Source organism: Psychrobacillus sp. L3, assembly GCF_042945595.1.
In the GTDB taxonomy this organism is placed as follows: domain Bacteria; phylum Bacillota; class Bacilli; order Bacillales_A; family Planococcaceae; genus Psychrobacillus.
The window spans coordinates 151357-177026 of record NZ_CP168493.1 but is presented as its reverse complement, the minus strand read 5'-3'; the positions used below and the strand labels follow the sequence as shown (position 1 = coordinate 177026).

The following is a 25670-nucleotide window of genomic DNA, read 5'->3' as shown; positions in this document are numbered from 1 at the left end:
TATTCACTTCCCTTTTTGGCGGTGCCATGTCGCGAAAAATGCTTCTATGCTATCCTCTGAAAATGAAGGAATAGGCTTTTCCCACTTTGTCACCTTTGAACCATTTACACCAAATATCTCGCCAGTTAAGTCTTCATCTTGTTGCGCTAGTAATGCAACAACAAAACGAGCAACATCATCCGACTCGCCAACTTTCCAGAATTCTGGAAACGGCTCGTTTTTACTCGCATATTTCTCTTTCACATGTTCTATAACATGCCTGGTCATATCCGTTAAAGCTGCTGGTGAAATGGCATTCACTCTAATATGATTGCGTTTTAGTTCAGCCGCAAGCGTCCACATCATGCCAAGTACCCCTGCTTTTGCCGCGCTATAATTTACTTGCCCAATAGAGCCCATTAATCCCGCCGTAGAAGTCACGAAAAGGATGTCACCGCCATTTTTTTGCATATGCGGTAATACTCGTTGGATACTATAAAAGGCACCATTCATATGCACGTCTAGGACTGATTTCCACTCTTCATCCGTCATATTTATACATTTTTTATCTTGTAAATTACCGGCGTTATGTATTAGTACATCTATACGTCCATAGCGAGCTATAGCTGCATCAATCATTGCGGTTACTGCGTTGGAATCTGTTACATTAGCAAGATATCCCATAGCTTCTCCGCCAGCTTGCTGAATTTCTTGAACCACTTCGTTGATTAATGTTTGCTTAGTGCCATTTACTACTATCTGATAGTTAGTTTTCGCAAGATGCAGAGCGATGCTACGTCCTATACCCCTAGTGGAACCTGTAATAATCGCTACTTTTTTCATTACCCCAACTCCTTTACTGAAAAAGATCCCAAAGCAATTACTTCGCCAGTTTCTGCTGTGACGGTCACCTCGATATTGCAGTCACTGGACACAAAATAAAAAATGGCTACAGTATCCACAAAAAGTGGCTTTTGAAATTTCATCTTATATTCTGTAATCCATTTAGTTGGATGATCTGCTAAATACAGTGATTGTGCCAGCCCCATGATGTACATGCCATGTGCAATTGGGCGATTATATCCTGCCTTTGCTGCAGCTTTATTGTCAATATGAATGGCAGCATTATCTTTGGAAATAGCTGCATATCTCTTGATAGCTCCAGTAGTAACTAGTTTATTCATCCTGATCACCTACTTGGATTAATACGGTTTCCGCGGTGACAATAAGGTTTCCATCGGATTTGCACGCTAGCGTATGTGTTAAAAAAGTAAGCATGCCCTGCTTTCCTTCCTTTTTTTCTACCTTCGTTAAGGTTAATTCACAATCTAATGTCATTCCTGCAATAATGGGAGACTTGTACGCAAACTGTTGAGTCCCATGAATTAACGGTGCATCCTTCTTCAGCCAATGAATATTGAATTCTTGCCAAAAAATAATGGGCATTGTTGATGGTGCAACCAGCTTGCCTTTGATGGTTTGCACAGGAGACTCGATACTTTCAGCATAACTAGAAATCCACTCATCGGACACGTAAAGCTGCTCATGTAGACTTTTCATTCGACTGACTCCACAAGCGTTGCGAGACCTATGCCTCCACCAATACCGAGTGTAGCAATGCCCTTTTTATATGGTTGATGTAACATCTCAGCACATAGACGAGTCATTAAGATGGCACCCGATGCACCAAATGGATGGCCAATAGCTAGTGCACCGCCACCGCGGTTCACTTTATGTAGTGGAATTTGAAGCTCCTTAAGGGAGGCTAACACTTGTGAAGCAAAAGCTTCATTAAACTCCACTAGGTCAATATCATCTACAGTCAGTTGCTGACGGCTCAGCACCTTTTGTACAGCTGGAATGGGGCCGATACCTAAATAATTTGGATCTACACCCGCTGCCTGAGCGTCTACTACTCGCAAAATAGGCTTGAGCTTTAACTCTCGACATTTTTCAAGTGACATCATTAATACAAGAGCAGCACCATCATTGAGTGGACATGCATTCCCTGCAGTGACGGTGCCATGTTCCTGAAAAACAGGCGGAAGTTTTGACAACTTTTCCATACTCGTATTGACTCTTGGGCATTCATCTTCTGTAATCCATTTTCCCTTAACTTGAAGAGGCACAATCTCTTGCTCAAACCGTCCAGTTCGCTGAGAGTGAATGGCTTTTTGATGGCTTTCCAAGGAAAATCGATCCTGTTCTTCTCTCGTAATAGCACATTTTTTAGCGACATTCTCAGCGGCAATACCCATATCTGGATCACCGTAAGTGCTTGGTGTGAAATGAGCACGTGTATATAATTCAGGAACTCCCATTAAGGTTTGCGGCTTAGCCATTTTCCAAGGTGCACGGCTCGTACTTTCGACACCACCAGCTAAATAAACCTCCCCAGCACCACTTTGAATTAATCTTGCTGCTATATTGATTGCCTCTAAACCAGATCCACATTGCCGATCGATCGTAACGCCAGGTACCGTGACAGGAAGACCTGCCTCTAAAGCTGAAACTCGCGCAATATTGCCTCCTGGACCAACTACATTGCCAATGATTACATCATCGATTATGTCCTTTGGCAAATTCGTTTCCGTTACAATATGTTGAATTAGTGGCGCTAGTAATTTCTCCGGCTCAAGTGTGCTTAATATGCCGCCTAGCTTTCCTATCGGCGTGCGTTTAGCCATGACAATCACAGCCTCTGTCATACTTTCACCTTCCCCACATAATCTTTCATCGCTTGTCGTGCCATTTTCCCGTTGCTAGTATAGATAAAGTGATCCACCGTTATGAGTTGCTTAGGCGCTTTATAACTTGCTAAGTGCTGACGACAATAATCTTTTATTTCTTTTATCGTTAAACGTTGTTGTCCATTCCATTTTACAAGGGCTGCTACCCGTTCTCCCCAGTATGCATCGGGAACCCCAAGCACCATCACTTCTTGAATAGCTGAAAGCTGCAGGAGTATAGATTCTACTTCTTCTGGAAAAATGTTCAGACCACCAGATACAAGCATATTTTTCGCTCGACCCGCTAAATACAAGTAGCCATCCTCATCCATATACATATAATCTCCAAGAATGAGCCAGCCTTCTTGGAAAGTCGCCATCGTTTCCTCAGGTAAATGATGATAGCCTGAAAACATCAAATCACTTCGAATGTAAAGCTGCCCAATTGTTCCAATAGGTACTTCCTGAAAATGCTCATCGCGAATGGATACCTGAACGCCTGAAAAAGGTTTGCCTACGGAATTGTATTTGTTTTCTGCAAAGACATCCAAATAACTGATATAACTCGCTTCCGATGAGCCATAAAATTCATATAAATTTGCCTCTCCAAATATCTCCTTAGCTCTTTTCTTCGATTCCGTCGACCATTTGGCACCGGAACTGATTAACGCTTGAATTTGCGTTTGCTCTGGGACAGCCTGTTGCATCATCGATTCAATCATCGTTGGAACTACAAACAAAATTGCATCTGGATTCTGTTTGCAAAGCGTTAATACCTCTTGAGGATTAAATTTATGTACGATATGAAATGTAGCACCAAAATACAAGCTCTGCATTAAAGCAAATAATGATAAGGACTGTACGAACGGACCTGGTGCCAAAATATGTTCCATATTATCAAATTGGAATGCCTCATTCGTCGCTTCAAAGCTTTTAATCCACGACAAATGTGTACGCATATACCCTTTTGGTATGCCTGTTGTGCCTGAGGTAAAGCCGATAAATAGTAATTCGTTCGTGTTATCCATTTCTGCAATTGGCAATAAACGAGCTAACCAGTTGTCATAGGACCCTGTTTCTTCCGCTGTAAAGGTTAGCAATTGAATCTCACTATCCTGCGAAGTTAGATTTATTGCAAATACAGGCTCTGAAAAAATCATTTTTGGTTGACATAGCTGTAAAATAGCGCTTACTTCATTTTCACTCCATTTAGGATCAAGAGGAATGGGAATACATCCAGCATAAATGGCACCTAAAAAAACTTCTACAAATTCCATGCGATTCGTTGATAATATCGCAATTTTTTCATGCACGAGTCCATTTTTTTGCAAACCATGCGCAATTTTTTTCATTGCCATTACTAATTCCGAATAGGTACGACAATCTTGGCCATCTGTTAAGGCAATTTTGTCCGGCTGCTCTGTTGCATATCGTACTATTGATTCTGCTAGATTCATCTCTTCCTCACACCTATTTCATCATTCTATCTATTAATTGTTCAGTTTCTGTTCAATCGGACTAACAGCTTTTAGTTGTATAGCAATAACAGCCACAATAATTGCTTTAATTAGATCTCCTGGTAAAAATGCCGTTGCACCTACAAGTCCAGCCCAGATTGAAGTATGAGTGATGAGTGCCATTATTGGCGCACCAATTAAACTAACAAGTACAACACCAAAAATAAAATTGATGACGATCACTTTCCATACTTTTAACGATGACCATACTTTTTCAATTGCAAATCCGATAAAAAATGCGGCAATTGGCCAGCTTAAAATGTAACCCGCAGATGGTCCTACCAATACAGATAGACCACCACGTCCACCTGATAATAATGGTAAACCCAAAGCAACTAATACGATAAATAAAACCAAGCTAAGTGCGCCAGTTTTCTTTCCTAAAAAGCATCCTGCTAGCATGACGCCTAGTGTTTGTGCAGTTATTGGGACTGGGATAAAGCCAAGTGGAATTGGTGGAATCATGCCCAGTACTCCTATTAACGCAGCGAATAATGCAGCATATACCATCTCTTTTGTTGTCATCTTATTTCCTCCGTTGTTATGAAAAATTTCTACTAGAAGTCGACATCTATGTATTAGATTTATCATAGCTTGCAATTTTATTTGTGTAAACACTTTTTTATTTTTGGTTAACACATTTTATTCAATAATCACTAAGTGCTATCGTCTATTTCATACATGTTGATTAACAAAAAATAACCACTAAAGTACAGCTAACTTAACACAAAAGCAAAAAATCCCAAGAAGAATAACACATTCTTCTTGGGATTATTTATTTTACTTAATCTCTTGTTTAATCATTATGTAACATAGTAGGTCTTGTCATTTAAGCTTCGTCTGGAGTAAATGTACGTGATGATAGCTCAGAATCTAGCATAAATATTGCATTAGAATCTTTTTCGATGCGCTTGATTTTATTAATTAACGTATCAAATGTTGATTCTTCTTCTACTTGTTCGTCGATAAACCATTTTAAAAATGCCATCGTTGCATGCTCACGCTCATCTAATGCGATATCAGATAAGTAGTAAATGCGATGTGTTACTTCTTTTTCATGTCTTAATGCTGATTCAAACGCATCTAAAATAGAAGCAAATTCATTATGTGGACGTTCGAAACCCGCAATTGTTGCTCTGTATCCTAAATCACTTAGAAAGTTATAAAACTTCATTGCATGGAATCGCTCTTCTTCAGCTTGTACTAAAAAGAAATTAGCAAAGCCATCATACGCCTCTTCTGTGCAGTATGCGGCTATTGCAAGATATGCATGTGCAGAATAAAATTCAAAGTTCATTTGATCATTCAATGCTTCATGTAATTTTTCAGATAACATCATGATATTCCTCCTGTTTTAGAAAGTACTAAAGGTGCATATATTCACCTACTTATATAAGTATACTTCTACAATCTTTTTTAATACAATCAATAACTAGTAATGATTATCAATATCAATTGTTTGTTGATATCGAAAAAAGAGACTACCCCATGTTGGATAGTCACATTTATTAAACCTCTGCCTGTACTTCTTCCACAGTAGCTTCAACTTCAGCACGAGTCATTTTTTCTTTTCCGCTCTTCAACGCTTTTAATGTTTTGTGCGCAAGTGCAAGTGGTAGCTTGCAAAATAGTACGATACTTTTGCGATTGATACTCTTGATGTATTCGTCTGCTTTCGCTAAATTGCCTTCTGCATAGTGGAACATATCTTCACGAGTCCATCCTTCTGGAAAGAACTGTACGCCTCGTTCGCTATCTTCGTCTTTATTTCGCAAAATATTTACCGCTTGAAGACCCCGTCCGTATGCAATCGCAAGGTCACGGTCTGTGTCAATGTCGGAATTCCACTTCCATAAATCAGAAAGCATCACTCCCACAAGGCCTGCTACATAATAGGTATACTCATCGAGATCTTCTTTCGTTTTCACTTGCCAGTTTTTCTCTACCCAATTGGCCATTCCTTCAGCCATTTCACTTGTAGATTCTTTTACTTTCTCTACTAGATCGGTTGGGCAAATGGCAAGCCAATCTCCCAATCTGAGCGAAACCTCTGGCAGTATTTCTTTAAATGGCTCCACAAGTTGTTCATATTCTTTCGTATCAAATTCGGTAGTTACAAGCATTTTACTAGTCGCAAGCAGTAACTGTTGTTTCTCTTGAGATCCTAATGCTTCGTGATCCTCTATTTCATCTATTGCACGCATGCATAAATAAGCAGAAGCAACCGCCTTTTTTAGTTTCGGTTCTAAAAAAGTGATTGGAATATAAAAAGTTCTACTTGTTTTTTTAAGCATGTCCATTGCTTCTTTTTGTAAAGCTGTTACTTCACGCACAACGAGTCCTCCATTTCACTATCAAATACTCTATGTACTATTGTATCGGATTTTGGTGAAAAGACAAAATGACTAGATCTTATAAATTGCGCAGATCAGTTAGAACTTCTACTTTGTAAAATTGATCACTTTCGATAAACCCGATTAACTTTTCTGCTACGTCTTTTGCATTGCTGAGCTGACCAGATGCTTTGTATTCTTTAAAACGTTCTACTGACGGAAATGCACTTGTGGACGATTGGCGAATCGTCTGTTGCATGTTTGTATCAATAATTCCTGGTGCAATCGATACTAATCGCACTCCGTTAGGTTTGTTCGATTCTTCTAAGTTTACCGCTTCTGTAAATCTATCTAGTCCTGCTTTTCCAGCACAATAACTGCTCCAACCATCTAGTGCGTTTCGACCAGCTCCAGATGATATTTGAACAACTTTTTTCGGCATCTCTTTTTCTGCTAACGCTTTAACAAAAGCACCTGTTAATACCATCGGTGCTGTCAAATTAACAGCAATACTTTTCGCAATTAAATCACCATCTATTTCTCCAGCCATTCCAATAGGCTCAATTGTCCCCGCGTTATTAATGAGAGTAAAAGAACTTACTTCTGGAGATGCCTCGTTTATTATTTCCTTCACCGTGTCAGCTAGCTTAGATGTTTCTGTTAAATCTAATAAAACATGATGATAGTGCCGATGCTCTATATCATTTTCTTTACGGGCAATCCCATAAACAGTATGTCCAGCCTCTAATAATTGATTCACTAACTCCAAACCTATTCCACTCGTCGTTCCAGTAATAATATACGTCTTCATTTTTTCATCCATCCCTAATTGATTTTCTTGTCTTTCCAAAATAAAGAGATTAGAAAGCTCAGTGCAAGTACAAACATTGCTAGGACGTAAGGATAATCGATATTCACGTCAAACAAAACCCCTGCAATACTAGGACCTATAATATTTCCTACACTCGTAAATGTGGAGTTTAAACCACCTACAAACCCTTGCTCATTACCTGCTATTTTAGATAAATACGTTGTCAATGCAGGGCGTATAATATCAAACATTAAGAAAATAACAAATGTCACCACTAATATCGACCAGTACGCTGACACTTTAATCATAGCAAATATGAATATGGTCGATACCCCCATACAAATTTGGACCAATCTAATTTCACCAATTTTTGCTACAACACGGTCAAAAGATAAAACTTGAGCAATGACACCTAAAATTCCGCTAACTGTAATAATTAATGCAATATCTTTTGATGTAAATGCAAATTTATGATCGACGAAAAGAGAATAGACGGTTTCGAAAGCTGCTAATCCAAAACTAGATACAAGTATGATAATCATAGGGATTAAATAAATTGGTTCCAATACTTTACGGAATCCTGATTTTGCTACTCGTTTATCTGTTTCCTTCTCTGCTCTTTCTGGTCTTTTTGGCTCTTTCAGTATAATTAATGAAAAAATAGATCCTAAAAAACCTAAAACTGCTGCAAAAAAGAAAGGTAATCTTGTTCCATGTTCAGCCAAAAACCCACCAATTCCAGGGCCTATGATAAACCCTGTGCTAATAGCAGCTGCAACATAGCCCATCGCTTTCGGTCGTTCCCTTAATGAAGTAATATCTGCCACAAAGGCTGTCACTGCAGGCATAATGAATGCTGCGCTAACGCCCCCTAACATTCGAGAAAGATAAAGCATCTTCACATCTTGTCCCAGAGCAAAAAGCATTTCCGACACACCAAAAAGAAGCATACCTATAACAATCATTTTTTTTCGTCCAAACGAGTCAACCCATTTTCCAGCTATAGGCGATACTAATAATTGAATGAACGCAAAAGCTGCCATTAAGTAACCAACTGAAGAACCTTCTAAGTGCATTTCCCTCATCAATGTAGGGAAAACGGGAATAACTAATCCTATCCCTAAAAATACAACAAATAAATTCACTAGCACTAAATATATTGTATTGTTCAAACCACTTTTTTGACTATCCATTTTCATGCTCCTTATTATTCAGCTAAAGTATGTCTGTCTGTTTATAAAAATAAACCCTATAGTGACTATAGGGTCAAGTAGCTTGAATTTGTATTTTGAGCTCAACTAAAAATTCATCCTCTTTGGAAGCTGTAGAATTTATTGGCATCCAAATATCGTACACGATCGGCACCGCATTCATATGATGATGCTCCAAATAATCCATCAATTTGTTGTAACAAGCTTGGTATGCATCATCCCTTAAGGCAAATGTGATACTAAGATAATTTCCCGCTGGCAATGAAGTGATTTCTACTTCCTCGAAATTCAAATTAGGTTTACTATCTTTCACAGTATGTGTAAATAAATAATCATAATTAATATCATCCATGGAGCTATATCTTTTTAAACTATATGCTCCCCCATACAATGTATCAAAAACGCTTCCCTCGTCTTCCAGCACTTTACTTATAAGGCCATATTCCTTGTTTGGTATATCATGAACACTTATATTCGAGGTTTTTATTTTCACTATTTTTTGTACTGGCATTTTTTTTATACAAACGGTCATTTTGTTCGATTCTAAAACGAACGTTTGAATTTGTTCTTTTTTCCGTTGTAGCACTTCTTTCGTTTCGAGCAGTCTTTGGAATTCTTGATCAATTCTATTCTCTTGATCGGCGAGATAAGCGACTAATTCTTCTGGTTTCAACGTGAGTACCGATTTAACCTCGTCCAATGAGAGGCCAAGATACTTTAAAGATTTAATAATGTCTAAATAATATAATTGGGTATTTTGATAATATCTATACTTATTCTTGGGATCAATTTCAATCGGCTTAAACAAATCGATTCGATCATAGTAGCGTAATGTTTGAATGGATAAGTTACTTAGTTTGGCTACTTCTCCGATTGTTAAGTAATGAACTTTCACGTAACCACTCCTTTTGTTTGGATGCCGTACCTCTGTTTATTATATTATAAAAGCTATCCCAGAAAACTAGGATAGCTCGATACTACTTATATTCGGTTTTTTATTTATTCTCAATCCCTCGTATCGTCACTTCTTTAACAGGTAAGAATAGTTCTCCCGTATTTAAGAATCTCACTTGTACGCTATCACCTTCTTGCAAATAAACTGCAAGTGGGGCTACTTCAGAAGATACAATATAGCTTTGATTATTGTTCAACAAGAAAGATATTTGAGTGAAGTCACCGACACGTTCCTTGAATACCCTTAAAACAGTTCCAGTTACTGACTTTTCTTCCGCATTGGAGCTCCCATCAACTGAGCTTCCGCCTCGTTGAAGTGCCGTTTTATATAGTTTCAATGCTTCGTTTGGCGTGTTACCATATACCGAAATTTCCGGATTTGCAGCAGACACGATGAAATAGTTTTGTAAGAACCCATTCGAATCCAGTACTGGTGTTAACCAGCTAGCCTCTCCATAGAAATTGTAGAGTACAGGCATTTCTCCTGCCCATTTCTTTTCGATAAATTTCTTTTCAATGATTTGTAGTGCACCTTGAGAATCCATATAGGAGTCTTCTAGATTCCCCGTGTAGTACGTCGCTTTACCAGTCCGACCATCTGTTAAGGAGTAGCCAAGCATCGAATCGACGCCTTCTTTCGGACTTGTAAAGTCAGTAAAGTAATACATTCTACCATCTTCACCGAAAATAGGACTAACATTCGCTACTGTTCCTTCATCTGAAGGTAGTTTTACGTCTTTTTTTCCAATAATACTATTAATAAAACCATGGATATAATTCCCGTAATAACTGTTTTGCAAGCTGACCGCTTCTGGTGATACAGCTCCATCAATAAAAGCTGGCACATCATCTAACTTATAAGAATCTGTTTGACCTGTAGCAGGATCCACAACAACTATCCCGTCCACATCAAAACCGTTCCGGGCAGTGATAAACTTCCCATAAGAACGAATATAATAAGGTTTTCCATCTTCATTAATCTCTAACTGAGGATCCCCGTAAAAAATCTTAGTTGGGTACTTCATCCGCATATGTCTTTCCAAATCTTTATGAAGGAATGAGGACGGTGTGTAACTCATCTCTGCTTTAACGAATTTGGGATTATCCGAAGAATCTGTTGCACTCATCGTAAAATAACCTGGTGTCACATCTCCATTCATCCATTTGAAAAATCCAGAAAACTCTACTGGAGCAATATATACATATTCATCTTTTACTTTTTGAATTTGTAAATGGCCCAGCTCATAGTAACTTGTGTTTGGAACTTGCCCAAATGCTTTTTTCATTTTATTTCGTGCAAATTTAGGAGGTACACTTGCAGGCGTTTTTGTTTCATCAAATGGTTGAATCTCCACCTGTTCATCCATTTTAGCTATTTCATACTTTTCATTTGCATTCCAAACCGGCGCGGACAACATAAAAATAGCTACTGCTAAACTTCCTAGGAAGAGCACACCTTTTGCTTTTTGCTCTTTCCCTCTTGAAATACTTGTTCCGGCAAACGTAGCAAGTACAAGCCAAGGCCATAAAGCTGTCCAGTTCCGATCCAAATTTGTCACATAATATACAGTCGCTAATACGATAAATGTTAAAATCGCTATACCACCGATAGAAGACGTCGTACCTTTACTTTTAGCTGTTAACGGTACGACTAATAAAGCAGTAATAACTGCTACGACTGCCGAAATCATAAAAACAAACGTCATCCAATCATCCTTCTTCCTCTTGTTCTACACACTATTATACGGTTAAAAAGAACAATAGTTTCAGAATTATACTATGAAAAAGCCTCTTTATTATATGAATTTTCTGAAATAAAAATAGAGGTTATTTAGTATACATGATACACTGGATATAAATATCGAAACCCATATATAAACATAATTGGATGCTTTCAACGATTTTAAAAACATGAAGGGGTAGAAAAGAGACTCACAATTACAAGGAAGGAGGAAAACACATGAAACCAATAACCGGTCTGTATATAATTATCCTTTTAATGCAGTTTATTACTTTGACGAATATTACATTATTCAATGGAGAATGGAATGGTATAGCGATGTGGCTCAGTACAGGTTTATTCATTGCAGGAACGGCATTTTATTTATTAAATCGAAAGCAAAAAATTTCTGAATAATGACAGAAAAAATCAATGGAAGTAACACCTAGTGAATAAACTTTCTCACTAGGTCTTTTACTGTATATTCTCACGAAACCAGTTTTAGTCCAATTGCTGCGCTTAAAACCATCGCTATAAAGACGATTCGTTTCCAGTCTTTCGATTCCCCGTATAAAAGCATCCCCAAAATGGCTCCACCAGATGCGCCAATCCCTGTCCAAATCGCATAAGCAGTCCCCATAGGAAGTGTTTTCATTGCGTATGCAAGAAATAGAAAACTTCCTCCAAATCCGAGAAAGAGTAGAGATAGCGAATGCAAGTTACGCTCCTTATGTAATTTGTTAATCATCGTGACACCGAACATTTCAAACAATCCCGCTATAATGAGAGAAATCCATGCCATTATAACTCATCTCCTTCTTGGACTTTGTCGCTTGTTACCAGCTTTAGTCCAACTACACCTGCTAATAGTAGTAATATCAAAATTATTTTGCTCACTTTAAATGTTTCTCCAAATAATAACATTTCCGAAATGACAGTACCCGCTGTACCCATTCCTACAAAAACTGCATATACAGTTCCAACTGGAAGTTTTCGTCCAGCCATAATCATTAAATAGAAACTGATACAAATCGAAATAACTGTTCCTGTCCAGGTCCAAAAACCACTTGAATGTTTTAACCCAATGACCCAAAAAACTTCAAAAAAAGCGGCAATAAAAACCTTTATCCAATCGGTATTCATCTAAATAAATCCCTCTTTCTAATCTTCAAATAAAAACAAAAAAGCCTAAGAGATAACTGTCTAACAGTTTCTCCCAGGCTTTTATCCTTCCGTGACACAGCAAGCTGTGAGTTTTCTCTCGGTCTCAGACCAACTCACTCGTTGCGGAACCCTAGAAAACGATTTACATATCCAATTATTTTATATTATACATATATTAAAGACTTATACAAGGATATGAGAATTTATCTAACCCTATCCCACGACGATTTTAATATCTTTCTCATTTAATTTAAAACCCTTTTTCCAAGAAAAAATTACGAAAATGGAAGCAGTAATTAATAATCCACTGAGTATGATAAAGCAATACATAATTAGACCAGTTGATACCATTCCTGTAAAGATAGCGAGTAGTACAATTCTGAAGAGTAGTCCGATTGACCGAAAAATACTATCAATTCTTCCGATTATTTCATTAGGGATTTGGTCCATCAAGAAAGAATTTCTGGCAACTCTTGCTCCACTATTACCTATAGCAATAAAGAACATAAGTGATAAGTACACTGGAACATTAGCCAATACAATTAAGGAGATCGCAATCGTGTAAGTAATTACACAGGATATGATTGTTTTTTCGTCCCCAAATTTCCTAGCAATAGTAGGTACGATAATTCCGGCCATTATTGCTCCCATTCCATAAATCATACTTTGAGTGCCATATAAACTTCCAGAAGCTTTTAGCACATCTGATAAATAAACAGGAAATAAGTAATTCGTAATCATAACTCCAATAAAAGGCATGATAGAAAAAAATAGAAACAAGAACATAGATGGTCGTTTTAACATATACATTAAACCTTCTGTACCTTTTGACCTAGCGATTTTACAGGTGTTACTAAGATTAGTTTGAGTATACGGTAATTTTAAGTAAAAATAGATTGCAGCTCCATAAGTTAGTGCGTCAAGTAGCAGTATGTATTGTAAATCCCAAATGGATAATAAAATACTTGCTAAGCCTCCAGCAATTACACTTGAAATCTGCCCTTGAACTTCCATTGTTCCATTTAATGATTTGTACTGATCTTTGTTAAAGATTTCTTGATTTAACGCGAACATAGTAGGATAAAAAATGGTGTAATACATACTCCCTATCATGTAAATGAACATATAATGCCAAACTTCATAGGGTAATCCCAAAAAACCGATGAATGAAAAAAATAACAACAATACAAAACAAACGATTTCACTCATTAACAGTAGTTTCTTTCGAGACATCCTATCAATTAGATTCCCTATAAATGGTGTAACGATGAAACTTATAATTGTCATACAGATAGTTACATAACCAAATACTGCATTTCCATTTGTACTTGTTACCAGCATCCATGGTATTGCAATCATGGTTATTCCAGATCCAATAGAGGAAGAAATATTAGCAAAAATAATTAATCGGAAACAGGAATCGTTATATAAACTTTTCATAGTAGTGCACCCCTTATATTGTGAAGCAACTTTAAACTTGTAATCACTTCCACAATATTCTTATTATTTTTACTATAATAGAAAATCCCTCTTACGGATTCAGTCATAGGTCTTGATAGGAACTCATTCAAATTACTGAACTTATTCATATATTAAAACCATTTTAGAAGCTAAATAGGTGTAACTTAAGAAAAGAACAAGCACCATTTAAGGGCATCTTGTCTTCTCCAAATTCGAGAGTGCTTTGGACTAAACCTTGACTACACCAGTGCAAGAGTAGCCAGAAGTGCCTTAGCGAGATGAAAGACTTTACTTATAAACACCTAACGAATCTTTGTGCGCCTAAACAGTCGTTATCAGCACCTAAAGTAAGTCCAACTGCTCAATTTCATATTACTTATCATTTTATCAAAACACCTAGCACGAATAGCTCCCCACTAGCTGTCTCTATATACAAAAAGATTCAATGGTCATAAATATGGCCATTGAATCTTTTTTCATTAACATATTATAGATCAAATTTATGAACGGCATCTCGTAATTGTTCAGCCATACCCGCTAAGTTATTTGAAGAATTTGTAATCTCTTCCATACTAGCTGCTTGTTCCTCAGAAGCCGCTGCAACGTTTTGGATATTACCTGATGTTTGAACAGAAATAACACTTACTTGTTCCATCGAACTAGCAATATTACTTACACCTTTGTTCATATTTCCAATTGCATGGTTGACGTCATTCATTTGTTCGGTTAACTCTGTCACCGCAATGGAAATTTCTTCGAATGCGTTACCCGCCTCATCGAACGTAACGGCACTATCCTTGACGGTATCATAACTAATTGCCATCGATTTAACCGCGTGTGATGATTCTGCTTTTATTGTTTCAATACGTGTACTAATTTTATTGGCCGCTCCACGTGATTGGTCGGCCAATTTTCGCACTTCTTCTGCAACAACCGCAAATCCTTTTCCATGTTCACCTGCACGAGCCGCTTCAATAGAGGCATTTAATGCCAGAAGGTTTGTTTGATCGGTTATTTCAGTAATTAATGAAACAATCTCACCAATTTCTTGAGTATATTCGCTTAAGCGTTTCACTACTTCTGAAGTCTCGTGGATGGCTTCCGATGTAGTATCCATTTTTTGTACTGCACTACGAATTGTGTGATTCCCTTTTTCCGCAATTTTGGATGTATTTAATGCTTTGGAAGATGCACTACTAGCATCTGAAGCTACTTGATTCATTTCTGAAGAAATAGCTGTAATATTATTTTCCACTTCATCTATAGCTGTTGCCTGTTTATCTGATCCAACGGCTACTTCTTGCATCGAAGAAGTAATTTGTTGAATAGAAGCGCTTGTTTGTTCGGAGCCCGCTGATAATTCGACCGATGTTGCTGCCACCATCTCTGCATTTTCTCCAATTTTGGCGATTAAAGAACGTAGATCATCTGTCATATTGTGAATTCCGCGAGATAGCTGAGCAATTTCATCTGTCCCTTTTATGTTTATACCCTTGATTGCTAAATTTCCTTTAGCAACTTCATCTACAAAACCATTAAGAGCTTTAATCGGATTAGTAATTTTTTTACTTACGATATAACCAATCAAAGCACCTAATGCAACAAAAATGAATGTTATAACAAAACTAAGCCAAACAATGGTTGTTTGCAATTTAGAGATAAAAGATGCATCCATATCTAGACCAAAAATAATATCTGTTCCTTTAAACGGTACAAAAATAGATTTATGAACCCCATACTCATCTGTATAAATATCACTAATCTCTACTTTATCTTGATCAATTGCATCGTTCATTTTCGGGTCAAAAGCGTAATCTTCATTATGAGATTCTGTATCACTTAAAGCAACAATATGCTCCTGGCCATTAGAACGAGAAAGTACATATACATTTTCAACGCTATGTTTTGCTTTCGCGTCATTTAATTTATTTAACAGTGTACTGTATTGTTCGCCCTTATTATCATCATCATCTGCTTCAACAAGCAGTTCCTTATCTAGATTGTCCACAACATCATTGGATACCAATTTTAACGTCGCTTCAAATTGCTTGATCACATAATCATTAATAATCATTCTAGATGTGCCAAATAAAACCACACTAAAAATAACAGAAAATATGGCAATCGGAATAATAAAGACTAAAATATTTTTATATAACATTGAACTTTTCATTTTAGTAAACAGTTTCAAGTTGTGTAGCCTCCAATGTCTCAATTGATTGTTGAAGAGAATTAATCATCGCTGGGATATGTTGCACTTCGGTATATGGTGAAATAGAAAAGAATTTTGCTGCAGCAACAGGCACTAGTTCGTCAGAATCAGAAACCGCTACCGTGCAAACGCGCGTTGTGTCCCCAAAAAATACGTCATCGCGATGTTTTCCTAGTACTTCAAATAGCGATGCATTTAAAGCATTGATCTCTTGAACTTGTGCAAGCGTATAATTGCCAGACTGTTCTCCTTGCCAATTCAAACCTACCGAATAGTATCGATATGCTGTAACTGGTCCGATATTCGGCTCATTTACCACTTGTAACGAAGGGATCCTTATTGCTAATTGCTCACGGAATACTAAATTAACACGTACGTAATTTGCTAATAGTTGTTGATATCCAGTTTTACCAAACGCCAACAATGCGGCATAAATAGCAATCGAACTACCCATACGTGAACATTCTAATGTATAACCTGTATGATAAGACCCGTAGCCACGATTACCTACATATGGTGTATCAAAATCTTCTAGGTCTAATAAACCTAAATATTTTCCTTCTTTCACTAAAAACAAACTCGTTAAGTAAGGCGTTTGTCCAAGCTTTTGGAAGTCAAAACATAAACTATCTGCCAATGAAATATACTGCATACGTTCACGTATATTTTGCAAATTTACAAGAACATCTCGCTCAAAGTGCAGTGGGTTATTTGCAAAATCATAATCATTGAAGAAAGCATAAAAACCGCCTAAAGCAGAATCCGCATGAATATGTATCGGTTTCAAATCATATTTGACTTCGAATGTTGTTGCCATTTCTTTAATTGCTTTAACATCATCAATAGCAAAGTTATCTGTTGCACCAGTAGTAGCAACGATATAAACAGGAATGCCGCCTTTTTCGATTACTTCCGTTAAGCGCATTTTCAAATCTTCCATATCCATAGAATGATCCGCACCTGCTTTGACACGTACTAGATGATTACTCCCAATACCAACTGCCTCAACTGACTTCAACAAACTATAATGAGCATTTTCAGATGCAAAGCAATATAAATTATTTGGAACTCCTTCTTCTTTAGCATGCGGGAATTGTTTTGCTATTGCTATACGCAAGCCACTAAATACAGCTCCTTGTCCACCCCAAGTTGTATATCCGAAGCTTTCCGTAAAGTCATACCCAACTAATTTCGACATCATGGAGACCACTTTTACTTCACATTCAGCTGCTGCTGGTCCATAAACATCCCATAAGTTATTACCATTCAATAAAGAATTTGTAAGTTGACCTAGGACACCAGGAATACTTGCCATTGGTAAAACATTTGTTACGAAGTTTTTTGTATGATACGGATGACCCTTCATCAAGTCAGTCAATTCTCCCACAACTTGATCCATTCCTCTGCTTTCCTCAGGCACTTCGAAATCTTCCATTATCTCTTTATAAAAGTTTGCTGAGCGTTCTTGAAGTGGTCCCAGCATCGTTTTATTTGGATCTTTTAAGCTATCCATTGAAGTTAATATTTTTTCTACAAACCCCAATAGTTGTTCTCTTTGCTTAATATTGCCGTCTTCACTTTGGAAAAGCTGTTGTATGTTTTTCATTTGATCACCTTTCATAGTTCATATTTCACATCCATCTTTTACAGTTAATAGTACATAATACTTAATTCTATTATAAACCTCCCTTCCTATAAAAACTATAAGTTTCACGAAAAAAATGAGTATTTATATATACTTTACAGTAAAATAATGTTACTTTATTTAGAATAATGTAAATTTTTAGATTTATATATGCTATGTAATAAATTTTAGTTAACACCACTAATGTTATAAAATAGTTGTTTGCTAAAAGAGACACGCACATAAAAAATCCTGAAATCAGCCTATTTCGGCTGAAATCAGGATTTCTATTTTTTCTCGTTTCTCGGAACCTACAATTAGATTTTTTAAAGCGTTCCATAGCACTTTGAAATTAATCTAATTTTTTTATTACAATTGAAGCATTTACGTTTGCTTGTGTGCCACCAATTGGGGTGGCAAGACCAACTGCTGCAGCTGAAGAATGATTTCGAAGAGTAAGAACATCGCCGGCTCCAATAATGAATATTGCTTGGCCATTGGTTTCCTGTGTTCCAGCACCTGAAGCATAAATGGTTCCCGGAACTAGGTCGCCATTTAAAAATAGCGCAAATTGATTCGGTTCTGTACCTGACACGGAGAAAGTAACTTCGTAGATACCCGCATTGGTAATTTGTATCGAAGGTGAACCGGTAGCATGCAAAATTCCAGCCGTAAGAAAACCATTTGTATCAAAATTAACGTCCGCCTCTATCGCAACCGTTTGAGCATCTAAATTGTAAATGTACGCTAATTCTGATAAACAATTACATGGTGTTATAATTCCCATAAGAATAACCTCCTTTCAATTATATTATGATAGATTATGATTTAGTTAGATTAACGGGGTGGACAAATATACTAAACAAAAGAATAAATAACTAAATAGCGCTCCTTAGGGGTTCCCAACACCATGAATACCTGATTCCCAGAAGCTACTTTTATATACTTATCTTTTAAAAAGAAGGAAACAATTCGTTATTAACCGCTCCGTTCTCTTTGTTTCTCAAAAAAAAAGCAGATATCTGTCATTCGACAAGAATACCTGCTTTTCTTAACGCCTCTTCTGCATTTTTTATTTGAATTTCATTGTCTGCTAATAGTGTATGAAGGTGTATGCCGCCCTCCGTTAAGTTCAATAGGAAAACCGCTTTTTCTTCGCCAACTTTTTTGATAAATTCTTTCACTTCATTTCGATTAGACACCATAATGGATGCACTAAGGTCGCCGTATACAGGATGTTCAATTTTAACTTCTTTAACCGTGACACCGTTATCAACGAGAATGTTCAGTTCCTCTTCGGTCTGCTCTGGTGCGTGGCGACAAACAATCGTCTTGTTTATCTTCCCTGGTATCACTTGTGGATGCATATAAACGTAACCTTGGCTTGTCGCAATAATCGGTTCATTTCGAGCTTTCAGTAGTGTAATATCACCTACGATAACTTGTCTACTAACATTTGTCATTTCTCCAAGTTCTCTTCCCGGTATTGGCTTGCCGGAAGTACGTAACGTATTGACAATCAGTTCTCTACGTTCTTCCCCAAGAATCTTTTCATTTTCATTCATCATAATACACTCCTTGCACTGTCATTTTTCATAATTGGTGCGTGGATTTTCTGCGCAATCTGAATTAGTTTAGTTGCTAACTCATCGATGCTCTCCAAGGTTGTTCCACTTCCAAAGGAGATTCGTATAAACTCCTTTGATTTTTGCAGATCTGCCTGTAACGCTAGCATTACTTTTGATGCATGTTGCTGTCCAACTTTACACGCACTGCCAGTTGAAATAGCAAATCCGTATCGATTCAATTCTAGCATAATTAGCTGACCCTCCACGTTTTTCACACCAAGTCCAATGATTTGAGGAAGTTGTTGATCTATATCATTCGATTGATAAATCGTAAATAATTCGGGTTGTTGCATAACTTTTTTTAGAAAAGCGTTTCGGAAGGTGCTATAGGTTTCTTTACGTTTTAGCGTTTCTTCCGTTTTTTTAGCTGCCGTTATAAATGCTGCAATACCAGGAACGTTGACTGTGCCTCCCCTGAACCCTGATTCGTGCACAAGACCGGGGAAAACTGGGACAAGCCGATGACGTGGATTGATGTATGCAGCCCCAACTCCTTTTGGACCATAGACCTTATGGCTCGAAACTGTTAAACTATCAACGATTTTTGCAATAGGCTTCAAATCTATTTTCCCAAACGATTGCACACAATCACTATGAAAAAGAATAGAGCGTTCTTTTAAGATTGCAGCAATTCTTTCAAGCGGTTGTATCGTGCCAATTTCCGGGTTTATATGTTGCACACTGACGAGAATTGTATCACTTGTTAACGCTTCTTCCAATAAATGAAGATCGATAAATCCATCTTTCGTAAACGGGATTGCGGTCACTATAAATCCATCCTCTTTTAAATAGTCAAGTGCCGAATCAACGGAAGGGTGTTCACCTAAAGTTGTAATAATATGATTTCCTCTATGTTTATTCGCTTTAGCAAGCGAAATGATAGACAGTAGATTGCTCTCTGTACCACCCGAAGTAAAATACACCCCTGCAGATTCCACACCAAGCATACTCGCAAGTTCCTCACGGCAAAAAGTGAGCATATTTTGTGCTTTTCCGCCTACTTCATGTAAACTGCTCGTATTTCCATAACATGCTTGAGAAAGTTTTGCGTACACATTTGAAGCTTCCGGATGTAATGGTGTCGTTGCTGCATAGTCGAAATAATACAATTATAACTCCTCCAAGTAAAAGTATAAATTCATCTTGCCATAGTTTGTGTTATGTGTAAAGATAGGTGTCAAGACACTTGTTATTTTTAGGAGGATTAGAGTGAAAACGTACAATTGCATCATTGTCGGAAGCGGAATTGCTGCTATGCAGCTTGCTAATCACCTAAGTGACCAGTCTCGCGTACTTGTTATTACAAAGTCTACGAGACGGGCAAATAATTCATATCGGGCTCAAGGCGGTATTGCAGCTGCAATTGGAAACGAAGATTCACCGTTTTTTCATTATGAAGACACGATTAAAGCAGGGTGTGACTTCCATAACGAAAAGGAAGTCCGTGAACTCGTCGAAAATGGTCCTGCACTCATTGAACAATTGAAAAACGATGGTCTCCCATTCGACAAAGATAAAATCGGACAATTGGCTTTAGGAATGGAAGGGGCCCATAGCAGAAAGAGAATTGTTCACTGCGGTGGTGACGCCACTGGAAAACATATGATGGAACATCTCATCGCTTCGATAAGACCGACGATTGATGTGATAGAAAATCGGTTTGTATACGAACTCATGATTCACCCCGATTCAAAAAAATGTATTGGCATTAAAGCGAAAGACTTAGATGGCAATAACGAAGTGTATTTTAGTGACAATGTCGTTCTTGCTGTCGGTGGAATAGGTGGCTTGTTCTCTTTTACATCAAACGATTCTTCTGTTGCAGGAGATGGAGTTGCATTGGCATATCGAGCAGGTGCAGAAATTACAGATATGGAATTTATTCAATTTCATCCAACCCTACTCTATATAAACGGGAAAACGACAGGATTAATATCTGAAGCTGTAAGGGGTGAAGGGGCCCGATTGATAGATCAATCAGGAATGGCCTTGATGAAAGGGAAGCATTTACTCGAAGACTTAGCGCCACGTCATATTGTCGCGAAGGAAATATTTCATCAACGAGAAGCAGGAAATGATGTCTATTTGGACATCTCCAGGATTGCGCGATTCGAAGAGAAATTTCCGACAATTACAGCACTATGTCACAAGAATGGGATTTTAATAGAAAGCGGAAAAATTCCAGTAGCTCCCGGCTGTCATTTTCTCATGGGTGGAGTCGCTGTCAATTCAGTTGGTCAAACCTCCATTGAAGGTCTGTACGCAGTTGGTGAAACAGCGAAAACTGGCGTTCACGGGGCCAATAGACTTGCCAGCAATTCCTTGTTGGAGGGTCTTTATTACGGGAAGAAATTGGCGGTTCATTTGAATGAGCAGATAGAGAAGATTGAAATGGATGTTATTTCCTTTCATCCAACGAAAACATCATCTCTAAACACACCAGTATTCCCACATAAAAAGGAAATACAAGAAAAAATGATGGCATACGCCGGAATTATTAGAACGCGTACGGAACTTGAGGTACTCGAAACGTGGCTAAGCGAATATGATCATCCGAGTTTCATTGATAATTCGTTGGATGAATGGAGTATCGAAAACATCCAAAAACTATTCATGCTTCAAACTGCAAAGCTTGTCGTAAATGCAGCATTGCTTAGAGAAGAAAGCCGTGGTGCACATAACCGGGAAGACTTTTCTGTGGAGAATAAAAGATGGGGGCAACTACATATTGTCCAGTCAAAAAATGGAACTGAAATGAGGGAACGACAACGTGAACACACTGAAATTGAAATCTATGCTTGAACACTTTTATATAGAAGATATCGGAGACACTGATCTCTCCAGTGATTTTTTATTCCCAGAAGAAGTGACCGGTGAATTGAGTATCGTCGCGAAAATGGATGGCATTTTTTGTGGTAAGAAAGTGATTGAGGAAGGATTGAGAGTTGTTGATGATTCGTCAACCGTAATCTGTCATATAGAAGATGGCGAGCGGATTGGAAAAGGAACCGTAATCGCTACGGCGAAAGGTCCTGTGTGTAGTTTGTTAAAAAGCGAACGTGTCATATTGAACTTGATTCAACGAATGAGTGCCATTGCGACCGAGACGCATAGAGTCGTGGAAAAAGTCAAAGGAACGGGAACGAAAGTGTGTGACACACGAAAAACGATGCCAGGCTTACGCATGCTCGATAAATACGCTGTCCGTACGGGTGGCGGATTCAATCATCGCAACGGATTGTATGATGCAGTTATGTTGAAGGATAATCATCTTGCTTTTGCAGGTTCCATTACAAAAGCAGTCGAAACGGTGAGAGCTACAATTGGCCACACCGTCAAAATAGAAGTGGAAATAGAGACGTTTGAACAACTGCAAGAAGCGATTGCAGCGAAAGCGGATATTATTATGTTCGACAATTGCACACCAGAAACAATTAAAGAATGGAAACAATTTGTTCCAGAAACAATTATTACGGAAGCGTCCGGTATGATCACGAACGATACAATTCGCGATTATGCGGAGGCGGGTGTTGAATACATTTCATTAGGATACCTAACACACTCTGTAAAAGCACTGGACATTAGTGCGAATGTGACAATCAGTACAAATTAATGGAGGGATCGACTTGTCTATCTTGGACTATTTCGAAGAGAAAATGAGCGGTACATTACCTGAATCGTACCGGAATTTATCGCGCGAGCAAATGGAAACACGTATTATGGAGATTAAACAGCAACTTGGCGAAAAACTTTTTATCCCTGGGCATCATTACCAAAAAGATGAAGTGATTCAGTTCGCAGATGCATCTGGTGACTCCTTACAACTAGCCCAAATTTGCGCAGCCAATGAAAAAGCGGAGCATATCGTTTTTTGTGGCGTCCATTTTATGGCGGAAACGGCGGATATTTTGACGACGGACCGTCAGAAAGTGTATTTACCCGATATGCGTGCGGGCTGTTCAATGGCCGACATGGCAAACATCTTTCAGACGGACCGTGCGTGGGATGCATTAACAGAAACGTTCGGAGACACAATCGTACCACTCACATACGTTAATTCAACTGCTGCAATTAAAGCGTTTGTTGGTAAAAATGGGGGGGCGACCGTAACTTCATCAAACGCCCATCAAATGGTGAAATGGGCATTCAAGCAAAAAGAACGCATTCTATTCTTACCAGACCAACACTTAGGCAGAAACACCGCATATGATATTGGCATTCCTCTTGAGCAAATGGCTATTTGGGATCCGATGCACGATAAGCTCGTCTACGAAGGATCATTAGAAGATATCAAAGTAATCTTGTGGAAAGGGCATTGCTCTGTTCATGAAAAATTCACCGTGCAAAATATTGCCCATGTACGTGAAACGCATCCGGATATGCGTATTATTGTTCATCCCGAATGTTCACGAGAAGTCGTTGCATTATCGAATGACAGTGGCTCTACAAAATATATCATTGATGCAATTGAAAATGCAGCACCAGGTAGCCAGTGGGCAATTGGGACGGAAATGAATCTCGTCAACCGTCTAATCCAACAGCACCCGGACAAACACATTATGTCGTTGAATCCGAGCATGTGTCCGTGTTTGACCATGAATCGCATCGACCTTCCTCATCTGCTTTGGAGTTTGGAAAGCATTGTAAGTGAAGAAGAAGTGAATGTGATAAAAGTCGACGAGGAAACTGCTAAAGATGCCATAAAAGCACTAGAGCGAATGTTGGAAAGAGCGTAAAAATGTGAAGGAGACACCAAGTCTGAAATGACGTGTGTCTCCTTTTTTAATCTAGAAATGGGGATTTTGTTGTTATACAGCACCTCCATGTGACTAGTATCTCTTTGCAAGATTAACAATATGCAAACAAATAATATTTCAAAATGATATTTTGAAAACGGATCACCAAAAAGTGTACTTAATGTGCGTGCAGGTTGTTCAATGGCAGACATAGCGATCGTACGTGGGATCCCCTTATATAAAACTACTTCTTTTTAGTAAAATAATTTATATAGCCATCTGATACTTGGTCGGTTGTTCCATACACTTTTTCGATTGCTTTAGTTGTTCTCTCTGAAAGTATTTGAAGTTTATGTTCAGATCTGCTGTCAATATACGGTTCGTTTATTAATTCTTTTACCATAGTCATAAATTTATCAAAGCCCTGAGTTTTGATTAAGTAATTGGTAAGCAAAAAACCTAAGCCATAAATTTCAAACGTGTTGTTGTAATCCAATTTGTTCAGGTCATCTATCGATAAAAAAACCAAATCCCTATTTGATATTAACTTCTGCTCCCTATACGGTAAATTATTTAAGTTAATTACAGGTTTACCTGCTGCATCTTTTTCTACTACATGTTGAAGTAAGGTTGCGAAACCCTCTTGAATGTATAGTGATACGTTATCGTTGGAGAAATCAGAAAGCATATTATGGCCTAACTCATGTGCAAGGGTACTGTAGGATGCAGACGGTTCAATCATGAGTTTAAGCGACTCACCTGTCTCATTCCAACCAGTTAGTCCAATCCAAGGTATAGTGGCAGATACTTGTTCCCTAGAATCATAAAGTTTTATCGTTATATCCTTTGGATCCCAACCAAATTCATTATTATATAGATGAACAATATCACTCGCCTCTCTTAACACAGTCAAAGCTTGTTCTTCTAAGTCTGAAACATATAACACAGCAATATTCCCTTCAGATATTGTCTTGAAAGGTACATCATCAATTACCCACTTGTTCTTTAATTTAACAATTGAGTATATCACTTTATTTTGAGTTCCCTTGTCTTGATATTTCATGTTTACAATTAACTCCATATCCCCTTTATCTGAAGACATTAGATTTACTTCTCCAATGTTCACGGAAAAAGTATAGCCTTGTTGCTTTTTAAAAATCGCTTCTTCCACCCATCTTTTTTGCTCTTTATAAAACAAGGAATTTGCACTGTTTTGATACTCTAGAAATCCTTCTTCATTATTATTATCTATAGCTTCAAGCATTTGAACAAATTGAGCCTTGACCAATTCGCTTTCATCAGTCACTATTTCTTGTTTTTCAACAGTTTCATGTTCATCTATTGATTCCAAATTTTCTTCTTCAATTTTGACTGGATCTGGACTACATCCATAAAGAATAATTACAAGGAAACCTATCAATTGTATAAATTTCTTCAAAATATTACCCCCAGTTTCTTTTGGTCTGAACACAACCCCTACCTTGAATAATTTTCTATATTAAATATATCATAATATTCATAATTTATAATTAATTTTTAGTTAAAATTAGAATTAGGAGAAAACTTACGTCTTTTATAAGTTTTCTTTTTA

At 37.7% G+C, this 25670-nt stretch carries 25 protein-coding genes and 1 riboswitch; of the genes, 4 read left to right on the top strand and 21 right to left on the bottom strand.

Going from position 1 to position 25670, the window contains the following annotated elements; all coding sequences use genetic code 11:
• Positions 1 to 3: 3 nt before the first annotated feature.
• The 12 genes from ACEPXD_RS00900 to ACEPXD_RS00845 all read right to left on the bottom strand — a co-directional run bounded on the left by ACEPXD_RS00900 (position 4) and on the right by ACEPXD_RS00845 (position 11240).
• On the bottom strand, positions 4 to 822 hold the full coding sequence (locus tag ACEPXD_RS00900; protein ID WP_391119020.1) for an SDR family NAD(P)-dependent oxidoreductase: 819 nt from the start codon (positions 820 to 822) through the stop codon (positions 4 to 6).
• A complete protein-coding gene (locus ACEPXD_RS00895) occupies positions 822 to 1163 on the bottom strand; it encodes a MaoC family dehydratase (RefSeq protein ID WP_391119018.1) in 342 nt (113 codons plus the stop codon). Before ACEPXD_RS00895 ends, ACEPXD_RS00900 begins: the two co-directional genes overlap by 1 nt.
• A complete protein-coding gene (locus tag ACEPXD_RS00890) occupies positions 1156 to 1539 on the bottom strand; it encodes a MaoC family dehydratase N-terminal domain-containing protein (RefSeq protein WP_391119016.1) in 384 nt (127 codons plus the stop codon). Before ACEPXD_RS00890 ends, ACEPXD_RS00895 begins: the two co-directional genes overlap by 8 nt.
• A complete protein-coding gene (locus tag ACEPXD_RS00885; protein ID WP_391119014.1) occupies positions 1536 to 2687 on the bottom strand; it encodes a thiolase family protein in 1152 nt (383 codons plus the stop codon). The genes ACEPXD_RS00890 and ACEPXD_RS00885 overlap by 4 nt, the downstream gene beginning before the upstream one ends.
• Positions 2684 to 4165, bottom strand: a complete 1482-nt coding sequence (locus ACEPXD_RS00880) for an AMP-binding protein (protein ID WP_391119012.1) — start codon at positions 4163 to 4165, stop codon at positions 2684 to 2686. Before ACEPXD_RS00880 ends, ACEPXD_RS00885 begins: the two co-directional genes overlap by 4 nt.
• Positions 4166 to 4198: 33 nt before the next feature.
• Positions 4199 to 4750, bottom strand: coding sequence for a biotin transporter BioY (locus ACEPXD_RS00875; RefSeq protein WP_391119010.1), 552 nt, complete (start codon positions 4748 to 4750; stop codon positions 4199 to 4201).
• Between the two features lie 304 nt (positions 4751 to 5054).
• A complete protein-coding gene (locus tag ACEPXD_RS00870) occupies positions 5055 to 5561 on the bottom strand; it encodes a ferritin (RefSeq protein ID WP_391122933.1) in 507 nt (168 codons plus the stop codon).
• A 172-nt stretch (positions 5562 to 5733) separates the two neighbouring features.
• A complete protein-coding gene (locus ACEPXD_RS00865; RefSeq protein ID WP_391119008.1) occupies positions 5734 to 6558 on the bottom strand; it encodes a squalene/phytoene synthase family protein in 825 nt (274 codons plus the stop codon).
• Positions 6559 to 6637: 79 nt separating this feature from the next.
• Positions 6638 to 7369, bottom strand: coding sequence for an SDR family NAD(P)-dependent oxidoreductase (locus ACEPXD_RS00860; RefSeq protein WP_391119006.1), 732 nt, complete (start codon positions 7367 to 7369; stop codon positions 6638 to 6640).
• A gap of 14 nt (positions 7370 to 7383) precedes the next feature.
• Positions 7384 to 8562 carry an MFS transporter gene (locus ACEPXD_RS00855; protein ID WP_391119004.1) on the bottom strand — a complete coding sequence of 393 codons (1179 nt, stop codon included), beginning with the start codon at positions 8560 to 8562 and terminating at the stop codon, positions 7384 to 7386.
• A 73-nt stretch (positions 8563 to 8635) separates the two neighbouring features.
• A complete protein-coding gene (locus ACEPXD_RS00850) occupies positions 8636 to 9475 on the bottom strand; it encodes a MerR family transcriptional regulator (RefSeq protein ID WP_391119002.1) in 840 nt (279 codons plus the stop codon).
• Positions 9476 to 9575: 100 nt separating this feature from the next.
• Positions 9576 to 11240, bottom strand: coding sequence for a hypothetical protein (locus tag ACEPXD_RS00845; protein WP_391119000.1), 1665 nt, complete (start codon positions 11238 to 11240; stop codon positions 9576 to 9578).
• A gap of 254 nt (positions 11241 to 11494) precedes the next feature.
• Here ACEPXD_RS00845 and ACEPXD_RS00840 point away from each other — a divergent pair, with 254 nt between their 5' ends.
• Complete coding sequence (locus ACEPXD_RS00840) at positions 11495 to 11671, top strand: hypothetical protein (RefSeq protein ID WP_391118998.1); 177 nt, start codon at positions 11495 to 11497, stop codon at positions 11669 to 11671.
• A gap of 70 nt (positions 11672 to 11741) precedes the next feature.
• Here ACEPXD_RS00840 and ACEPXD_RS00835 read toward each other — a convergent pair whose 3' ends face one another.
• The 8 genes from ACEPXD_RS00835 to ACEPXD_RS00800 form a co-directional block, all read right to left on the bottom strand.
• Positions 11742 to 12056: a DMT family transporter gene (locus ACEPXD_RS00835; RefSeq protein ID WP_391118996.1), complete on the bottom strand. Its 315-nt coding sequence runs from the start codon at positions 12054 to 12056 to the stop codon at positions 11742 to 11744.
• Positions 12056 to 12397 (bottom strand): DMT family transporter, encoded by a 342-nt coding sequence (locus ACEPXD_RS00830; RefSeq protein WP_391118994.1) that lies wholly within the window; start codon positions 12395 to 12397, stop codon positions 12056 to 12058. The genes ACEPXD_RS00835 and ACEPXD_RS00830 overlap by 1 nt, the downstream gene beginning before the upstream one ends.
• Positions 12398 to 12465: 68 nt before the next feature.
• Positions 12466 to 12563: riboswitch (guanidine-I (ykkC/yxkD leader) on the bottom strand.
• Positions 12564 to 12631: 68 nt separating this feature from the next.
• Positions 12632 to 13858: an MFS transporter gene (locus ACEPXD_RS00825; protein WP_391118992.1), complete on the bottom strand. Its 1227-nt coding sequence runs from the start codon at positions 13856 to 13858 to the stop codon at positions 12632 to 12634.
• Positions 13859 to 14366: 508 nt separating this feature from the next.
• The gene (locus tag ACEPXD_RS00820) at positions 14367 to 16070 is read right to left on the bottom strand and encodes a methyl-accepting chemotaxis protein (RefSeq protein ID WP_391118990.1); all 1704 of its coding nucleotides are present in this window, start codon (positions 16068 to 16070) and stop codon (positions 14367 to 14369) included.
• Positions 16054 to 17697: a pyridoxal phosphate-dependent decarboxylase family protein gene (locus ACEPXD_RS00815; protein ID WP_391118988.1), complete on the bottom strand. Its 1644-nt coding sequence runs from the start codon at positions 17695 to 17697 to the stop codon at positions 16054 to 16056. Before ACEPXD_RS00815 ends, ACEPXD_RS00820 begins: the two co-directional genes overlap by 17 nt.
• Positions 17698 to 18067: 370 nt before the next feature.
• Complete coding sequence (locus ACEPXD_RS00810; RefSeq protein WP_391118986.1) at positions 18068 to 18502, bottom strand: BclA C-terminal domain-containing protein; 435 nt, start codon at positions 18500 to 18502, stop codon at positions 18068 to 18070.
• Positions 18503 to 18740: 238 nt separating this feature from the next.
• Positions 18741 to 19280, bottom strand: a complete 540-nt coding sequence (locus tag ACEPXD_RS00805; RefSeq protein WP_391122930.1) for a transcription repressor NadR — start codon at positions 19278 to 19280, stop codon at positions 18741 to 18743.
• Entirely contained in the window at positions 19280 to 20452 is a 1173-nt protein-coding gene (locus ACEPXD_RS00800) for an IscS subfamily cysteine desulfurase (RefSeq protein ID WP_391118984.1), read from the bottom strand. The genes ACEPXD_RS00805 and ACEPXD_RS00800 overlap by 1 nt, the downstream gene beginning before the upstream one ends.
• Before the next feature lie 100 nt (positions 20453 to 20552).
• Between ACEPXD_RS00800 and nadB the strand changes: the two genes are divergently transcribed.
• The 3 genes from nadB to nadA are packed head-to-tail and all read left to right on the top strand — an operon-like array spanning position 20553 to position 24079.
• Positions 20553 to 22145, top strand: a complete 1593-nt coding sequence (gene nadB, locus ACEPXD_RS00795) for an L-aspartate oxidase (protein WP_391118982.1) — start codon at positions 20553 to 20555, stop codon at positions 22143 to 22145.
• On the top strand, positions 22114 to 22956 hold the full coding sequence (gene nadC, locus ACEPXD_RS00790; protein WP_391118980.1) for a carboxylating nicotinate-nucleotide diphosphorylase: 843 nt from the start codon (positions 22114 to 22116) through the stop codon (positions 22954 to 22956). Before nadB ends, nadC begins: the two co-directional genes overlap by 32 nt.
• A 13-nt stretch (positions 22957 to 22969) precedes the next feature.
• Positions 22970 to 24079 carry a quinolinate synthase NadA gene (gene nadA / locus ACEPXD_RS00785; protein ID WP_391118979.1) on the top strand — a complete coding sequence of 370 codons (1110 nt, stop codon included), beginning with the start codon at positions 22970 to 22972 and terminating at the stop codon, positions 24077 to 24079.
• Between the two features lie 244 nt (positions 24080 to 24323).
• Here the strand turns inward: nadA and ACEPXD_RS00780 are convergent, their stop codons facing one another.
• Positions 24324 to 25517 (bottom strand): hypothetical protein, encoded by a 1194-nt coding sequence (locus ACEPXD_RS00780; protein WP_391118977.1) that lies wholly within the window; start codon positions 25515 to 25517, stop codon positions 24324 to 24326.
• Positions 25518 to 25670: the final 153 nt, after the last annotated feature.

What these genes read in the sequence shown, in the direction of transcription:
- ACEPXD_RS00900 (WP_391119020.1), bottom strand. Translation starts at nt 822, where the DNA reads ATGAAAAAAGTAGCGATTATTACAGGTTCCACTAGGGGTATAGGACGT.
- ACEPXD_RS00895 (WP_391119018.1), bottom strand. Translation starts at nt 1,163, where the DNA reads ATGAATAAACTAGTTACTACTGGAGCTATCAAGAGATATGCAGCTATT.
- ACEPXD_RS00890 (WP_391119016.1), bottom strand. Translation starts at nt 1,539, where the DNA reads ATGAAAAGTCTACATGAGCAGCTTTACGTGTCCGATGAGTGGATTTCT.
- ACEPXD_RS00885 (WP_391119014.1), bottom strand. Translation starts at nt 2,687, where the DNA reads ATGACAGAGGCTGTGATTGTCATGGCTAAACGCACGCCGATAGGAAAG.
- ACEPXD_RS00880 (WP_391119012.1), bottom strand. Translation starts at nt 4,165, where the DNA reads ATGAATCTAGCAGAATCAATAGTACGATATGCAACAGAGCAGCCGGAC.
- ACEPXD_RS00875 (WP_391119010.1), bottom strand. Translation starts at nt 4,750, where the DNA reads ATGACAACAAAAGAGATGGTATATGCTGCATTATTCGCTGCGTTAATA.
- ACEPXD_RS00870 (WP_391122933.1), bottom strand. Translation starts at nt 5,561, where the DNA reads ATGTTATCTGAAAAATTACATGAAGCATTGAATGATCAAATGAACTTT.
- ACEPXD_RS00860 (WP_391119006.1), bottom strand. Translation starts at nt 7,369, where the DNA reads ATGAAGACGTATATTATTACTGGAACGACGAGTGGAATAGGTTTGGAG.
- ACEPXD_RS00855 (WP_391119004.1), bottom strand. Translation starts at nt 8,562, where the DNA reads ATGGATAGTCAAAAAAGTGGTTTGAACAATACAATATATTTAGTGCTA.
- ACEPXD_RS00845 (WP_391119000.1), bottom strand. Translation starts at nt 11,240, where the DNA reads ATGACGTTTGTTTTTATGATTTCGGCAGTCGTAGCAGTTATTACTGCT.
- ACEPXD_RS00840 (WP_391118998.1), top strand. Translation starts at nt 11,495, where the DNA reads ATGAAACCAATAACCGGTCTGTATATAATTATCCTTTTAATGCAGTTT.
- ACEPXD_RS00835 (WP_391118996.1), bottom strand. Translation starts at nt 12,056, where the DNA reads ATGGCATGGATTTCTCTCATTATAGCGGGATTGTTTGAAATGTTCGGT.
- ACEPXD_RS00830 (WP_391118994.1), bottom strand. Translation starts at nt 12,397, where the DNA reads ATGAATACCGATTGGATAAAGGTTTTTATTGCCGCTTTTTTTGAAGTT.
- ACEPXD_RS00825 (WP_391118992.1), bottom strand. Translation starts at nt 13,858, where the DNA reads ATGAAAAGTTTATATAACGATTCCTGTTTCCGATTAATTATTTTTGCT.
- ACEPXD_RS00815 (WP_391118988.1), bottom strand. Translation starts at nt 17,697, where the DNA reads ATGAAAAACATACAACAGCTTTTCCAAAGTGAAGACGGCAATATTAAG.
- ACEPXD_RS00810 (WP_391118986.1), bottom strand. Translation starts at nt 18,502, where the DNA reads ATGGGAATTATAACACCATGTAATTGTTTATCAGAATTAGCGTACATT.
- ACEPXD_RS00805 (WP_391122930.1), bottom strand. Translation starts at nt 19,280, where the DNA reads ATGAATGAAAATGAAAAGATTCTTGGGGAAGAACGTAGAGAACTGATT.